Origin of the sequence: Gemmatimonas phototrophica (assembly GCF_000695095.2) — a bacterium.
In the GTDB taxonomy this organism is placed as follows: domain Bacteria; phylum Gemmatimonadota; class Gemmatimonadetes; order Gemmatimonadales; family Gemmatimonadaceae; genus Gemmatimonas; species Gemmatimonas phototrophica.
The window spans coordinates 1,971,952-1,986,679 of record NZ_CP011454.1 but is presented as its reverse complement, the minus strand read 5'-3'; the positions used below and the strand labels follow the sequence as shown (position 1 = coordinate 1,986,679).

The following is a 14,728-nucleotide window of genomic DNA, read 5'->3' as shown; positions in this document are numbered from 1 at the left end:
GGCGCGCGGCGTTACCGCGGTGGTGACCATGCGGTCCGCTGCATGAAGACGCGCTCGGGGGACCGGGCGAGAATCTTGCCGTCGGCTTCACTGGCGTCGCGCACGGCAATCCACTGCGGGTCCGTCCCGAAGTTCCGCCAACTGCGGTCGGCGGCTTCACGACTGTCGTGTGAGATGACGTAGATCAGCGTTGTCGTACGCAAGGCACTGTCGGTCGGAATCCAGTACATCTCGTTGCGCATCCCATGCTTTTCGAACAGCTGCATGGTGTGTTTGGCAAACCGTTGCTCAAGGGCGGGTAACCGCCCCGGCAAGGTGGTATAGGTGCGCAGTTCGTAAACGCGGTCGGTCTGACGATTGCCAACCACGACCCCTGCCGCAAACCCGGTACTGGTCGTCAGGGCAAGGGCGAGCATCCCAAGGGCTATGTTGCGTCTGGTCATGGCAAACATCCGCAGGGGTAAGGTGCTGCAGCGTTTGGGGAGGGCACCCGCCTTCGGGGGCGGACCGGGAAGAAAGCACAAATCCCCGCGCGGTGGTGAGACCGTCGCGGGGATTCATGTTGCAGCGGATGAGGCGAGATTCGAACTCGCGAGAGGCTTTCACCCCCACACGCTTTCCAGGCGTGCGCCTTAAACCACTCGGCCACCCATCCAGGAAGCAGGAACGCACCACCGCGGCAGGCCGTGGCGGCGCGTTCACGCTTGAGAAACAACAATTGTGCAGCGGACAGGGTGAGATTCGAACTCACGATACCGTTGCCGGTATGCCGGTTTTCGAGACCGGTGCCTTCAACCACTCGGCCACCTATCCTAGGGCCCCGCTGCCGAATGGCGGAAGGACTCTCATAGCCTCGATACATAACCGTGAAACAGGTCTGGATCAAGGGCTGCGCCCGTTCACGGTCGAAGACCGCCGCTACGGGGTAACCGCCAGCACGGGTTGGGCCGTGAGCTCGACGGCGGCTCGCAACTGCTGTTCCGAGAATGGCTTAGGAAGCAACGTCACGCGCGGAAAGGCGCGGACCTGCTGCCACAGATCATCCGTGACCAGCCCTGAGACGATGACGACCGGAAGCTCCGGCCAGCGTTCCCTGATTTCCCTCGTCAGAGACAGCCCATCCTGGCCAGGCATATGGAGGTCGGTCACGACCGTCGTGATCCCGTGGTCGGGTTTCGCGAGGAGCGCCAGCGCCTCGTTCGCGGAGCTCGCGGTGAGGGAGCCGCGACCTATACGCTGGGCCAGTCGCATCGCGACGGACCGGACCAGCGGTTCGTCATCCACGAAGAGAATGAATTGCTCTCTTGCCGATGTTTCGCGCACCGCCAGGGGTGGTGGAGCGTCGGCGACCTGGTCGGGGACTGGCAGGTATACGTGAAAGGTACTTCCGGCCCCGGCCACGCTTTCCACGCGAAGGAAGCCGCCATGCCCTTTGACAATGCCAAGCACAGTGGACAGTCCCAAGCCCGTGCCGCGCTCGGGCCCTTTGGTCGTGAAGAACGGATCGAAGATGCGATCGAGATCGCCTTCCGCAATTCCGGCACCCGAGTCCCGCACGGCAACATGCACAAATGGCCCGGGGGTAACGGCCGCGGTACTCACCCGCGACGCCGCTTCGGCATCAACCGACATGACCTCTACCTCGATCACGAGTGCGCCACCTTCCGGCATGGCATCACGGGCGTTCACCGCGAGGTTGAGGAGGATCTGGTGCACCTGCGTGGCATCGCCGAGGATGTTGGGAATCTCGTCCGGACAGTTCACCGCGATCACGAGATTCTTGGGGAACGTGGTACGGATGAGACGTTCGACTTCCTGGATCAATGCGGTGAGATCCACGGACCGCCGTTCTCCTTCGGCTCCTTTGGCATAGGCCAGTAATTGGCGAACCATCTGGGCGGCGCGCTGTGTACTGGAATCGATCAGATCCAGCAGGGCCCCTTCGGAGGGCGCCGCTTCCCGCAGGAGCTCCATTCCCATGACGGCGGGGGACAAGGCGTTGTTGAGATCGTGCGCGATTCCGCCCGCCAATGTCCCAATGGACTCCAGTCGATCCCGCCGAGAACTCAGGCGCTCCAATAGACGCAACTCGGTGATGTCTTCCCCACTACTGAGGACGCCGATCCCGGTCCCCTCTTCGTCGCGCAACAGGACATGGTGCCAGCGAAGCAAGCGGCTACCGGCCTTGCGGGTGAGCACGACATGTTCGGTCCACGGCGCAAGGGGAACGCCGCCGCCAATGACCCTCAGGAATCGCTGCAGCAGCGGGGCACCCTGCGCGAAGATACCGAGGTCGGTAAACCAGTTCCGCCGCAGAATTTGCGATTCGTCGAGGGAAAACAGCTCGCAGCCGGCGTGGTTGATCTGGGTGACGCAGCCAGTGGCATCCACGGAGACGAGAACGGATTGCACCGTATCCAGCACATGCTGCGCCCGATCACGCGATTGCCGAAGCGCCTCGGCCGTTTGGATCATTTCCGACACATCGATGTGGGTACCCGCCATCCAGAGCGGCGTACCATCGTCTGCCCATTCGATGACCTGCCCACGGTCGTGCACCCATACCCAATGCCCCTGCTTGTGGCGCATCCGGCACACAAAATCGTAGTGCGGTGATTGACCCGAGAGGTGCCGCTCCAGCAATTGTGTGGACAGCGGCAGGTCATCCGGGTGTGCAAGTGCATTCCAGGTGGCAATGCTGATGGGATGCAGCTCGTCCAATGTGTAACCCAACATCTCCGCCCAACGCTCATTGAGGCGGGTCTCGCCGGTCGGAATCTTCCACTCCCATGTTCCGGCCCGCGTCCCTTCCAGGATGCCCGACAAGCGTCGTTCAGCGGCACGGACCGCTGAGATATCCATCACATTGGTTTGGAAGCCGATGACCTGCCCACTCGCATCCTTCAATGGTCCGATGGCCAGGGCGGCGTTGAACAACGAGCCATCCTTGCGCCGGAAGACGAGTTCCGAGGCCACGCGTTCGCCACGGTTGAGGGACTCGAGAATATGCGTGACGGCCAACGGTGGGGTATTGGGGGCTACAAGGATCGCGCCCGGATTGATGCCGGCGACTTCCTGCAAGGTGTATCCCGTGGCGCGCACAAAGGCGGCGTTCGCCCAGACAATGCCGTGATCAAGGTCCGTGATATACAGCACCCCCGCGTTCTCTTCGGCGGCACGTGCCAGAAGCTCAGAGGAAATGATCAGGGGTCCTGGAACAGACACAATCGCTGACGGGAAAGGGTTCTCAGCATGACGACAAGGGAAACACACAGTGCCCATTTGGTAGTAGTAACAACCTTGCACATTGCCGAACGCGGTCCCAATCGGCACGTTATCCGCGCCATGACACTTCACTCCCGCCGCCTCCTGCACCGGCCTCTGCCGGTTGCCCTTCTCGCGCTCACGGCCCTACTGAGCAGCGGGTGCACCCCAGCCCCAGACGCTGACGCAACATCCGTGGGGCGCCCCGTTTCGTTCGCCGCAGCGGTCGATGAGTACCTGGATGGATTTGCACGTCGCCATCCGTCCATTGCGGCTGGAAACGGCCTGCACATGCATGATGATCAGCTGGATGACTTCAGCGCCGCAGCCATCGCGAAAGAAATCATCGACCTGAAAAATACTCGTGCCCTTCTGACATCGTTAGACAGCAGCAGCCTCACCGCTGACGAACGGGTGGACCGTCGCATCCTCGAAGGGGTGATCGACGGGTGGCTATTGGAACAGGAAACGCTCGCCAACTGGAAACGCAACCCCATGTTGTACGCCTCGGCGCTCTCCGATGGTGTACACAATCTCATGACCATGGAAAATGCCCCGCCACCCGTGCGGATGCGGTTGGTGATGGGAAAGCTCCGCGGCGTTCCTGCGTTAGTCTCGGCGGCTCGCACGAATATCAGCAACCCACCACGCATTTTTGCGGAACGGGGGCTGGGGATGATGAAGAACGCATCAGCCATGCTGGGCAAGGATCTCGATCTGGCATTTGCCACCGAGCGTGGCACGCCACTCATGGACTCCTTGCGGACCGCGGCCGACTCGGCGCGTCGTGTGATCGATGCCTATACCACGTGGTTTGAACGCGATGTGTTGCCGACGGCGTCGGGCGACTGGAAAGTTGGCGCGGAGGCCGTGGCGCAGCGGTATCGGTCGGAGGAATTGATTGATGTGCCGCTGGCGGAGTTGGTGGCGCTTGGTGAACGGGAACTCAAGGCGTATCAGACCCAGTTCCGGGCGGCGGCGGAGCGCTTGGCGCCGGGGAAGGATCCCTTGCAGACGTGGCTGGTTGTCCGGCGGTCGCACCCCAAGCGCGGAGAGGTCGTGGCCACCACACAGGCCATTGTGGATTCCCTCACGCAGTTTGTGCGCGCGAAAGACCTCGCCGTGGTACCCGAGGGTGAACGGGTTGTGGTGGCGCCGGCACAGCCTTTTGCGTTGGGCTTTGCGTCCATGCACGCGTCGCCACCTCTGGAGAACCCACCGGTGAAGAGCTTCTACTACATCACCGATGCCGATTCCACGCAGCCGGTGGCGGCGCAGGAGGCCTGGCTGGAGCGATACAACTACGCCTCCATTGCCATTACCTCGGCGCACGAAGCCATGCCCGGGCATTGGCTTCATGCGGTGCATATGCGGGAAACGCCGGGCAAGGTTCGCCGGATCTGGATTGGCTTGAACCCCTTTCCGCAGCCGTCCAGCGGACAGGACGGGTGGGCGCACTATACGGAGCAGCTGGTGGTGGAACAGGGCTACAAGAACAGCGATCCGCGCTACGAGTTGGCCCAGCTGAGTGACGCCCTGACCCGCGTGTGTCGCCTGCTGTCTGGGATCCGGCTTCACGCTGGCGACTGGACGCTCGCCGATGCGCAGCGGTGCTTTGAGCAGGATGCGTATGTCGCTGCTCCCGCCGCCAAGCGCGAAGCGGAGCGCGGCACGTACGATCCGACGTACGGTGGCTACTTTTTGGGGAAGCGTGGCATGCTGACGTTGCGCCGAGATGTCCAGGCCAAGGAAGGGGGAGCCTTCAGCCTCAAGGCCTTCCATGAGCGTGTGATGAAGAACGGGATTGCCCCCATCTGGGCACACCGGCAGCTGATGCTGCCGGGCGATACTTCACGAGTTATTCAGTGAGCGCGTCCGTGACGGTGAAGGATTCAGTGGTACAGGTTGGTGTGCTGGGCGCTGGTGCGTGGGCCCAGTTTGCGCACCTTCCCGGGTACACGCGTGACCCGCGATGCAAGGTGATGGCGATCGCCGATCCGGTCATCGAGCGCGCCGAAGCGTTTGCGAAGCAGTTCAACATTCCGCATGTCTACGCGTCACATGAGGAGCTCATTGCGCGCCATGACCTCGATGCGATTGATGTGTGCACGCCAAGTGCCACGCATTTTTCGCTCAGCTGGGCCGCCTTGGAGGCAGGTCGGCATGTGCTGTGCGAAAAGCCGGTGGCCTACGACTACACGGAGACCCGACGTGCCGCCGCGTTGGCGCGGTCGAAGGGATTGAAGACCAAGCTGGGCTTCACGTTCCGGTACAGCCCGGCCATGCGATACATGAAGTCGCTGATCGACGAAGGGTTCATTGGCGAGCCGTTCATCTTCAACGGCTACGAGCAGAACTCGCAGTGGCTCGATCCGCAGAATCCGCTGCGTCAGGTAGATCATACAGCCGACCAGAGGGAGATTCACGTCTCCTCTCTTGAGGGATATGGGGCGCCCATCATGGATATCGGCCACCTCTGCATGGGGAGCCGGTTTGCGCAGGTAGTTGGCACCATGAAGAACTTCATTCCCGAACGCATGGTGCGCGCGACCGGCACGATGATGCGCATGAACATCGACGACGGCGACATCTTCATTGGTGAGTTCGCCAACGGCGCGATTGGATCCATTCAGACCAGCTTCGTGACGGTGGGGAACTATCCCGGCATCGAGGCACGCGTGTACGGCAGCAAGGGCGCGCTGATCTGCCGCATGGTGGAGGAGAACGGCATTGCGGAAACACTGAAGGCCGCGAGCGCAGATTCGGTGGAATTCAAGGAGCTGGAGATTCCACAGCGCTTCTATCCCACCGGTGGCAGCCCGCGCGAGTCATGGCGGTCGTTGTTCTATTCCAATCTCACGCACTCGTTCATCTCCGAAATCCGGGGTGATGTGGACGGCAACGAAGGCAACTTCGAGGATGGCGCGCATGTGCAGGAGCTGATCAACGCCGTGGAGAAGTCGTATCGGGAGCGACGCTGGATCTCCATTCCACTCGCTGCGGATGGCACGCCGTGAGATCGCCGATCGACCAGTTTCTGGAGCAGTATTTCTTCCGCCACCCGGTGAATGCCACGTTCACGGGGATGCGTTTGCATGATCACGAGTTGCCGGACTGGACTCGTGAGGCACGCGATGACGAACAGGACGAGTTTGAAGCGATCACCATTGCGCTCGACGACACGTTCCCGCAGACGGAGGATTGGGGCACGCTGGCGGTCGACGCCATCTATCTGGATGCGGAGCTGGCGCGGGCCAGTCTGGACGTTCGACAGCTGGAGTTCGAGAGCAAGTTCTTTCACGACAAGAACCCGGCACTCTGGACTGGCGAGGCGCTCTTTGGCGTGATAGGCCTCATGTTGCGCCCGCCCACGCCGGTGGAGGATGCATTTGCCTCCATCGCGATGCGGCTGCATGACATGCCGCGCTTCCTGGGTGACCTTCCCGATGCCATAACCGAACCGATGCCGCCGCGGTGGGTGGAGCGGGCGGTTAAGGAGTGTGTGGTAGGCGCCGAACTCCTGCGCCACAAACTGGGGATGTGGCTCGACGCGCACGGGGCCGATGATGCGTCTCGGCTGTGGGTGCTGGAAGCGGGCGAGATTGGTGCCGCCGCACTGGACGCAACGGCACAGTGGCTGCGAGCGCAGCCGCTCGACGACACGGCCTCAACCGCCATTGGCGCAGAGGCCTATGAGATTCTGCTGCGCCGTGGGCACTTCTGTGATGATGATGCCGCATCCCTGCTCCGCCGCGCCCAGGAAGACATGCCGGAAGCGCAGCAGCGGTTCGAATCCATGGCCATTGAAATTGCGGGCAGTGTGGAGGCGCTGGCCGAAGCACTGGCAGATGATCATCCCGATACCTCGGGGTATCTGGCCGCCTATGCAGACAAGTGGGATGCGTGCCGCGAGTTTGCCACCGATCACGATCTGGTGGAGTGGGGTACCTGGCCGCTGCGCTACACGCCCATTCCGGCCTGGGCTGCCGATGCGGCGCCGCAGCTGTACTTCCTCTTCTATCGCTCTCCGGCACCGTATGAACCGCGGGACGAGCATCTGTACCTGGTCACCCCGGTTGATGCCTCGCTTCCCGCGGCCGAGCAGGAGCGCCGCCTGCGGCAGTGGAATCACAGCGCCATTACCCTGAACCATGTGGTCCATCACGGGGCGCTGGGGCATCATGTGCAGAACTGGCATGCGGCCACGCATTCCACCTCCAAGATCGGCACGGTGGCGGCAGTGGATTGCGCCAGTCGTATCGGGCTCTTTCAGGGGGGCTCGATGGCCGAGGGGTGGGCGTGTTACGCCACTGAACTGGCGGATGAGTTGGGATTTTTGACGCCGCTTGAGCAAGCGTCCGAACAGCAAAGCCGTGTGCGTATGCTGGCCCGGGCCATTGTGGACATCTCGCTGCACACTGGCGTGATGTCATTCGACGACGCCGTGGAGTATTACGAGGCGGAGGTCGGTATGGCGCACGCAGCGGCCCTCGGTGAGACCACCAAGAACTCCATGTTCCCCGGGACGGCGGTGATGTACTGGCTCGGCACGCAGGGCATTCTAGCCTTGCGCGAGGCCGTGCGCGCTCGCGAGGGTAGCGCCTTTTCGTATCGCCGCTTCCACGATGCGCTGCTGAGCCGCGGTGCCATTCCGGTGTTGCTGGCGGCCAAACTTCTGCTTGCCGAATGATGATGCGTATGCTTCCACGTTGCCAAACGGTATCAACGCTGCTGCTGACCGCATTGGCGGTCGCGGGGTGTGGAGGTGCCAAGGACACCCAGCGCGATAGTGGCCCGTCCAACGACCTGCTGATTATTGGTTACGATCGGGAGCCGGATACGATGAACCGGTACGCCACGCACATTCTCGAGGATATCGAGTCGTGCGTGGTGGAAGGGTTGGTCACCAATGACGCCCAGATGAAGATCGTCCCAGTACTGGCCGCAGAGATTCCAACGCTCGCGAACAACGGCGTGGTGTTGCGGCCGGATGGTGGTATGGACGTCACCTGGAAGTTGCGACCGGGCGTGAAGTGGCATGATGGCCGCGCGCATACGTCAGCCGATGTGAAATTCACGGTAGACGCGATCAACAAGGGCGACTGGAAGCCGGAGAGTGTGGACGGCTTTGACCGGATCACCAGTGTGGACACGCCGGATTCGCTCACCGCGGTGGTGCACTACAAAGAGATATATGCCCCTTACCAGTTGCAGTTTGTGCGGGGTACGCTGCCCAAGCATGTGCTGGACGGGCGCGACCTGAATACGGCCAACGATTACAATCGGGCACCGCTGGGCACCGGTCCGTACAAGGTGAAAGAGTGGAAGACCGGCGAATACATTTTGCTGGACGCCGTGCCGAACTACTGGCGCGCCAACGGAGAGCCGAAGATCAAGCAGCTGTTGTTCCGGTTCCTAGCCAACACCACCACACGGATCAACCTGCTCAAGTCGGGTGAAGTACACATGGTCGCGCTGTTGCCGTGGGACAAGGTGCGTGAACTCTCGCCCCTGCCGTCGCTGCGCCTCAACAAGGTGGTCGGGAATGGGTACGAGCACGTGACGCTGAACCAACGCCACTTTGCTGCCTTTGCCGATGTGCGGGTGCGGCAGGCGCTGACCCATGCCGTGGACCGTGACCTGTTGGTGAAGACCATTCTGGATGGTCAGGTGGATGTGGTGAACGGCCCCATTCAGCCGCTGTCGCCCGCCTACGAGCCCAACGTGACTCGGTACGCCTATGACACCGCGAAGGCCAATGCGCTGCTCGACGCCGCGGGGTGGCGTCGGGGCGCCAATGGTATTCGAAGCAAGGATGGCAAACCCTTCGCGTTCACGCTCATAACGCAGTCAGGCTTTGCGATTCGCGAGAATGTGTCCCAGTCGTTGCAGCAATCGCTCAAGGCCATTGGCGTGGATATGCAGATCCGCTTGCTGGATGGTACCTCGATCAGCAGCGTCTGGTTCAAAGGCGACTTTGACGCCATGCTGCATTGGTGGCAGATGGGTGCCGATCCGGAGTTGACGCTGTTTTTTGCCCGCGACCGGATGCCACCGGCCGGTCGCAACATCAACTATGTGGACGACGCCGCGCTGACGGCGCTGCTGTACGAGAGTGACCGCACCGCCGATGAGTCCCAGCGCAACGCGTTGCTGCGGGACGCGCAGCGCCGCATTGCCCAGTTGGCGCCGGAGATCGTGCTGTACAACACCGCGAAGGTGGATGCGGTACCGGCCACGCTGAAGGGCTTTACCGGCAACCCAACCAACGCCGGTCCCTTCTGGAATGTGCACGAGTGGGAGATCGTCCCGCGGTGACAGGACGGCTGATTCTCCGGCGGGTGATGCAGGGCGTTCCGCTGCTGCTGCTCATCTCCGTGCTGGTGTTCGGGCTACTGCAGGCGGTTCCCGGCGGCCCGCTGGCGGCGTATCTGGAGAATCCGAACGTTCGTCCGGAAGACATTGCGCGCCTGCGCATAGCGATGGGACTGGACGCGCCGGTGGGCGTGCAGTACCTGCGCTGGCTGGGGGCGTTTGTGCGCGGCGATTGGGGGTATAGCTACGCCGACGGACGGCCCGTCATTGACCGGGTGCTGGAGCGCATTCCCGCCACGATGGAGTTGGTGGGCGCGTCCAGTGTCCTGGCGTTGCTGCTGGCGCTGCCGGTAGGCATTGTGGCGGCGGTACGTCGCGGAGCGGATCGTGTGACCAACGTGGCGGCTACGGCCGGCATTTCGCTGCCGGTGTTCTGGTTCGGGCTATTACTGCAGCTGGTCTTCGCCATTCAACTCGGCTGGCTGCCGTCGTCGGGGCGACAGTCATTCGGCGCTACCGATCTGGCCGATCGCCTTTCCCATCTGATGTTGCCGGCGCTGGTGCTGGCCGCCGTACAGGGGGCCGCGTGGTCGCGCTACCTGCGCCGGGCCATGAGGGAAACATTGGAGCTTCCATTCATTCGCGCTGCCCGAGTGCGGGGGTTTTCAGAAGCGCGGCTTGTGCTGCGCCATGCGCTTCCCAATGCCGTGGCCCCGTTCATTACGGTGGTGTTGCTGGATGCCGCGATGCTGGCCTCTGGCGCCGTGGTCACGGAAAGTGTGTTTGCGTGGCCAGGAGTGGGTAGCCTGTTCACCGAGGCATTGGTGAAGCGCGACTATCCCGTGCTCATGGCATTTCTCATGTGCGGTGCGGTGGCGGTGCTGCTGCTCAACCTGGTGGCGGATCTGGCCGTGCAGCGGCTGGATCCACGCACGCGTGAGGCCGGGGCATGAGCGCGAACGTGGGTATGAACCGCAGCGCCCGTCCGTCGCCGGCGCTGCTGTTTTTGCTGGCCCTTATTGCCGGTGCGATCATCGCTCCGCTGGTGGCGCCTTTTGCGGCCGATGCGCTTGATCTCGCCAACCGGCGTGCGGCGCCTTCGGGCATGCATTGGTTTGGGACTGATGAACTGGGGCGCGACGTACTCACGCGAGTCCTGCTGGGTGCCCGTGTGTCGCTGGCCATTGGCCTGCTCTCGGCGTTTGCCAGCGCGGGGCTGGGGGTGATGATTGGGAGCGTCGCCGCCTTTGCCGGTGGGTGGGTGGATGATCTGCTCATGCGCCTCACCGACGCGATGCTCTCGGTGCCGCGACTCCCGCTGCTCATGCTGGCGGCGGCGGTGGTCCAACCCGGGGTGCCCACCCTCATTCTGCTGGTGGCGTTTACCGGCTGGATGGAAACAGCCCGCGTGGTACGGGCCGACGTCCAGTCGTTAGTGACGCAGGATTTCGTGCAGGCGGCCCACGCCATGGGCGCCACACCCGTTCGCGTGTTGCTGCGACATATTCTGCCGGCCATTGTGCCAACCGCTTCAGTAGCCACCACGCTGGCCATTGGTCGAGCCATTCTACTGGAAAGCACCATGAGCTTCTTTGGTGTTGGCGTACAGCCGCCCACCGCCAGTTGGGGCAACATGTTGTATCAGGCGCAGAGCACCATGAGCTCGGAGCCCTGGCTCGCCATTTTTCCCGGCCTTTTCATTTTTATCACGGTGCTCGCGTGCAACGCCGTTGGTGATGCACTCGGCCGCCGTCCCTCTCGTGCCCTGCCCTGATCATGCCTCTCGCGCTTTCTCTGCCGTTTTCACCACAGCGTGTGGTGATTGGTGCCAACGCGCACGCCGACATTACGACCGCGCTGCGCGCCGCTCGCCCCACGCTGGAGATCCGCGGTGCGCCATTCACTCAGATCACGACAGACGATCTGGCGTGGGCGGATACCTACATTGGCTTCAAGCGCCCGCCGGCGGCCAGCGACATGGGATCGGTACAGTGGGTGCACAGCACCGGCGCAGGCGTGGATGGCTGGCTGGGCCCGGGGCTGGATGAATCGCTTTTGCTTACGCGTTCGCCGGAATCGTTTGGCCCCATGATTGCCGAATGGGCCGTGGCGCGGGTGTTTGCCATTCAACAGCAGGTGGTGTCGCTGATGGACGCGCAACGGGAACAGCGGTGGGCGCCGCGTGATATTGCGCGCGTGGCCGGTACGCGCGCCGTGCTGGTAGGTACGGGGGATATCGGCTCGGCCATTGCCGCGTCATTGCACGCGCTGGGGGTGCATGTCACCGGCGTGTCGCGGTCCGGCGTGGCAACGCATCCGGCCTTTGCCGCCGTGCATACCGTAGACCAGTTACCTCAACTCGTAGGTGACGCCGACTGGATTGTGTTGTGCATTCCGGATACAGCGGAGAGTCGCGGACTGGTGTCGCGCGACGTGCTGTCGCGGTGCCGTGGTGCGGTGTTGCTGAACGCCGGGCGTGGCGCGGTGGTAGATGAGTCGGCCATTCCCGACGCGTTGGACAACGGCTGGCTGCGTGCGGCGGCGCTTGATGTGTTTGTCACCGAACCGCTGCCCACTACATCGCCGCTGTGGAACGACCCACGGGTGATGGTATCTCCGCATATCTCTGGCCTCACGACCATTGCCGGCGCCGCTGAAGGATTTCTCGAGTGTGCAGAGAGCCTTGAGCGGGGCGAGTTACCGAAGTGGACGGTGGACCGGCGGCGGGGATACTAGCACCAGAACTGCGGGTGGAACGTCAACGACGAGCCGACGCTCCATTAGGCGAGCGAGAGAGTTCCACCTCGGCGGCAATCGTGCCGAAGGCGCCCCACTGTCCGCCGTCCACAATGCGACGATACAGCGCTTCGGCTTCGGCGCGACGTCCGTTGTACCAATGCCAGTTGGCCACGCCATAGGCGGCCGAGGCGTCCTGTACGGAGAGCTCCCCTGTCGCGCTTGCAGTAAGTACGGAGTCGGCGGGGAGCAGCCCTTTGTACAGCAGCATGAGTTTGTGGTACGCCTGGTTCTCAATGATGTTCATGTTCCGGCGCATGGGCTGCAGCACCTTGGCAGCATCGGCGGTGCGACCGGCGCGGCGGAGCGACATGTACAGCCAATGGGCCATGGAAACGCGTCGATCATCGTTGGTGGCGGCATCCACTTCGCGCTGCGCCACCTGCGCCGCCTCTCCCCAGCTGCCCTGTAGGTAGTACGCGAGTGCCAGGTGATAGCCGATGTTCGATTTCAGCGTGCCAATGGGGGTGTTCTTCGCATTGGGCTGACCATCGGGTTCCACTTCATCGGGCTTGTCGCGCGTGAGGTCATCGGCGCGCTTGAGATCGGTGACCGCCGACGCGAAATCGCGCACGCTGATGTAGCGATGTCCGCGGTGGCGATAGAGCCATGGATTGTTGGGATACAGCCTGATGCCGCGCGTGTAGATGTCGATGGATTCCCGCAGCTTGCCGAGGTAGCCCAGCCGGCGAGCGTACCAGATGATGGAGTCGACATTGGTGGGCGTGCGCACATACGCCCGTCGTGCGGTGGCCAACTGCGCTTCGTAGCGCGCTTGAACGGCTGGCGAGAGCGGGAGGGCGCGAAGGGTGTCGCCCAACATGGACAGCGCCTGAAACGGCGGGGCGGCGGGCGCACGCGACGACTGCGCGTGCGCGGCCGGGGCCAGAAGCAGGAGGCCGGCCAGCAGACCGGCGGAGGCAGCAGAGGGGAGTGAGCGCATGCCCAGAAAGTGGCACGCGATCAGGGCGAGGTCAAAGCCTGCCCGGCCCCACCCTCGCTGCGGTCAGCGCCGGGTGGCGAAGAATTCCTTCAGTACCGAACTGCACTCTTGCTCGAGCACCCCGCCTCGCACCTCGGGGCGGTGGTTGAGACGGGGGTGTCGCACCACGTCGCCCACGCTGCCGCACATGCCGGCCTTATCATCCCAGGCGCCAAAGACCAGCGTGCCCACACGACCCAGCACGATGGCGCCGGCACACATGGCACACGGCTCCAGCGTCACCACCAGGGTGTAGTCGAGCAGTGAGCGGTCTCCCAACAGCCGGGCCGCTTCACGAATGGCCAGCAGCTCGGCGTGTGCGGTTCCGTCATGATCACGGCGCATGCGGTTCTGCGTGCGCACGAGCAGATCGCCGGTTTGCGAGTGCATCAGCACCGCTCCCACCGGCACTTCGTCGGCGCGTGCGGCTTCCTGAGCTTCGGCCAGGGCTTCACTCATGGCGTGCTGCAGGAGGGGCGAAACAGGGGCCGTAGTCATGCGGGGCGCCAGCCGTAATGTACATCGAGGTACTGCAGCAACGCCGTCACCAGGGCGGAGGCAAAGGCGGCACGGGCCGCCTCACTGTCGCGGACACCGTTGAGATGACATTCGATCTGGATGGCATCAACGGCACCGCCATTGAGCGACCCGTGACGTTCCGTGTTGTATCCGCCTTCAAAAAACTCCTGCCCTGCCTGTGGTGCCGGATCGGACGGCGACGGCACCGCGGGGTAGCCACGGGCCGTGATGAAGGCCCCCAGGCTGCGTGAGCCACGCAGCAGCGGGAGCCCGCGATCAGGTGCCGACGGGGTGTCGCCGGAGAGTCGGGCAATACTGGTACGCGCCATTGCGGCGCTGGCCACGAGAGCGGCATCACCGGAGCGCAGATCCGTGCCGTTGAGGAGGTAGCCCAACTCCAGTCGAGCCACCGCGTGGCCGTGTCCATGCAGGTCAATGAGCAGTCCGCGGGTCGTGCGGCGACCAACGTTGGCTTTGGCGGAATCGATGGCGGCGTGCCACCACGTCCAGGTATTGGCCAGGGCGGCGGTGCCGCCGGTGGCTTCGGCCTGTGCCCGGTTGCCATCAAACTTCCGGCGATGCAATCGGTTGAGCACGAGCGCGGGGCGTGCACCGGTGCGCACGCGAAAGGTGTCCACGATGGCGCGTGCGAGTTCCTGCGTGTTGAGATCGTTGACGGTCACGCAGCCGCTGCAGTTGCGGTCGGGGAGGCCGGCCGGCGATTGTGTGCCACCATGCGGGGCCACGATGATCAGCGGCGCGTCGCCCGGAATAAACTCCACATAGCCACCGGCATCGCTATAGCTCTGCCCTGCCACCAGGGGCCCTATCGGGCCCGCTGGAGGCAGAACG

General features: G+C 63.3%; 12 protein-coding genes and 2 tRNA genes. 7 read left to right on the top strand and 7 right to left on the bottom strand.

Annotated features, from left to right (window positions below):
* Positions 1–11: 11 nt before the first annotated feature.
* From GEMMAAP_RS08230 to GEMMAAP_RS08215, 4 genes are all read right to left on the bottom strand, one after another.
* Positions 12–443 (bottom strand): NIPSNAP family protein, encoded by a 432-nt coding sequence (locus tag GEMMAAP_RS08230; protein ID WP_026850578.1) that lies wholly within the window; start codon positions 441–443, stop codon positions 12–14.
* 125 nt (positions 444–568) lie between these two features.
* A tRNA-Ser gene (locus GEMMAAP_RS08225) sits at positions 569–655 on the bottom strand.
* Between the two features lie 71 nt (positions 656–726).
* Positions 727–813 (bottom strand) — tRNA-Ser (locus GEMMAAP_RS08220).
* Positions 814–918: 105 nt separating this feature from the next.
* The gene (locus GEMMAAP_RS08215; RefSeq protein WP_145979058.1) at positions 919–3,282 is read right to left on the bottom strand and encodes a PAS domain-containing hybrid sensor histidine kinase/response regulator; all 2,364 of its coding nucleotides are present in this window, start codon (positions 3,280–3,282) and stop codon (positions 919–921) included.
* Positions 3,283–3,459: 177 nt separating this feature from the next.
* Here GEMMAAP_RS08215 and GEMMAAP_RS08210 point away from each other — a divergent pair, with 177 nt between their 5' ends.
* Genes GEMMAAP_RS08210 through GEMMAAP_RS08180 form a run of 7 tightly spaced genes read left to right on the top strand, consistent with a single transcriptional unit; the run spans position 3,460 to position 12,315 of the window.
* Positions 3,460–5,133, top strand: a complete 1,674-nt coding sequence (locus GEMMAAP_RS08210; protein WP_026850577.1) for a DUF885 domain-containing protein — start codon at positions 3,460–3,462, stop codon at positions 5,131–5,133.
* Positions 5,130–6,281 (top strand): Gfo/Idh/MocA family protein, encoded by a 1,152-nt coding sequence (locus tag GEMMAAP_RS08205; RefSeq protein ID WP_202969208.1) that lies wholly within the window; start codon positions 5,130–5,132, stop codon positions 6,279–6,281. Before GEMMAAP_RS08210 ends, GEMMAAP_RS08205 begins: the two co-directional genes overlap by 4 nt.
* Positions 6,278–7,954, top strand: coding sequence for a DUF885 family protein (locus GEMMAAP_RS08200; protein ID WP_026850575.1), 1,677 nt, complete (start codon positions 6,278–6,280; stop codon positions 7,952–7,954). Before GEMMAAP_RS08205 ends, GEMMAAP_RS08200 begins: the two co-directional genes overlap by 4 nt.
* 8 nt (positions 7,955–7,962) lie before the next feature.
* Positions 7,963–9,582: a peptide ABC transporter substrate-binding protein gene (locus GEMMAAP_RS08195; protein WP_158514779.1), complete on the top strand. Its 1,620-nt coding sequence runs from the start codon at positions 7,963–7,965 to the stop codon at positions 9,580–9,582.
* A complete protein-coding gene (locus GEMMAAP_RS08190; RefSeq protein ID WP_026850573.1) occupies positions 9,579–10,532 on the top strand; it encodes an ABC transporter permease in 954 nt (317 codons plus the stop codon). The genes GEMMAAP_RS08195 and GEMMAAP_RS08190 overlap by 4 nt, the downstream gene beginning before the upstream one ends.
* Positions 10,529–11,353 carry an ABC transporter permease gene (locus GEMMAAP_RS08185; protein ID WP_075071464.1) on the top strand — a complete coding sequence of 275 codons (825 nt, stop codon included), beginning with the start codon at positions 10,529–10,531 and terminating at the stop codon, positions 11,351–11,353. The genes GEMMAAP_RS08190 and GEMMAAP_RS08185 overlap by 4 nt, the downstream gene beginning before the upstream one ends.
* A 2-nt stretch (positions 11,354–11,355) precedes the next feature.
* Complete coding sequence (locus GEMMAAP_RS08180; RefSeq protein ID WP_043581384.1) at positions 11,356–12,315, top strand: D-2-hydroxyacid dehydrogenase; 960 nt, start codon at positions 11,356–11,358, stop codon at positions 12,313–12,315.
* Positions 12,316–12,337: 22 nt separating this feature from the next.
* On the opposite strand, the gene GEMMAAP_RS08175 is transcribed toward GEMMAAP_RS08180, so the two are convergent.
* The 3 genes from GEMMAAP_RS08175 to GEMMAAP_RS08165 form a co-directional block, all read right to left on the bottom strand.
* Entirely contained in the window at positions 12,338–13,318 is a 981-nt protein-coding gene (locus GEMMAAP_RS08175; protein WP_053334422.1) for a tetratricopeptide repeat protein, read from the bottom strand.
* 63 nt (positions 13,319–13,381) lie between these two features.
* Complete coding sequence (tadA, locus tag GEMMAAP_RS08170) at positions 13,382–13,855, bottom strand: tRNA adenosine(34) deaminase TadA (RefSeq protein WP_238588194.1); 474 nt, start codon at positions 13,853–13,855, stop codon at positions 13,382–13,384.
* A complete protein-coding gene (locus tag GEMMAAP_RS08165; RefSeq protein WP_053334421.1) occupies positions 13,852–14,694 on the bottom strand; it encodes a hypothetical protein in 843 nt (280 codons plus the stop codon). Before GEMMAAP_RS08165 ends, tadA begins: the two co-directional genes overlap by 4 nt.
* Positions 14,695–14,728: the final 34 nt, after the last annotated feature.

Coding starts and splice junctions, on each gene's coding strand:
- GEMMAAP_RS08230 (WP_026850578.1), bottom strand. CDS start 443: ATGACCAGACGCAACATAGCCCTTGGGATGCTCGCCCTTGCCCTGACG.
- GEMMAAP_RS08215 (WP_145979058.1), bottom strand. CDS start 3,282: ATGGGCACTGTGTGTTTCCCTTGTCGTCATGCTGAGAACCCTTTCCCG.
- GEMMAAP_RS08195 (WP_158514779.1), top strand. CDS start 7,963: ATGCTTCCACGTTGCCAAACGGTATCAACGCTGCTGCTGACCGCATTG.
- GEMMAAP_RS08185 (WP_075071464.1), top strand. CDS start 10,529: ATGAGCGCGAACGTGGGTATGAACCGCAGCGCCCGTCCGTCGCCGGCG.
- GEMMAAP_RS08180 (WP_043581384.1), top strand. CDS start 11,356: ATGCCTCTCGCGCTTTCTCTGCCGTTTTCACCACAGCGTGTGGTGATT.
- GEMMAAP_RS08175 (WP_053334422.1), bottom strand. CDS start 13,318: ATGCGCTCACTCCCCTCTGCTGCCTCCGCCGGTCTGCTGGCCGGCCTC.
- tadA (WP_238588194.1), bottom strand. CDS start 13,855: ATGACTACGGCCCCTGTTTCGCCCCTCCTGCAGCACGCCATGAGTGAA.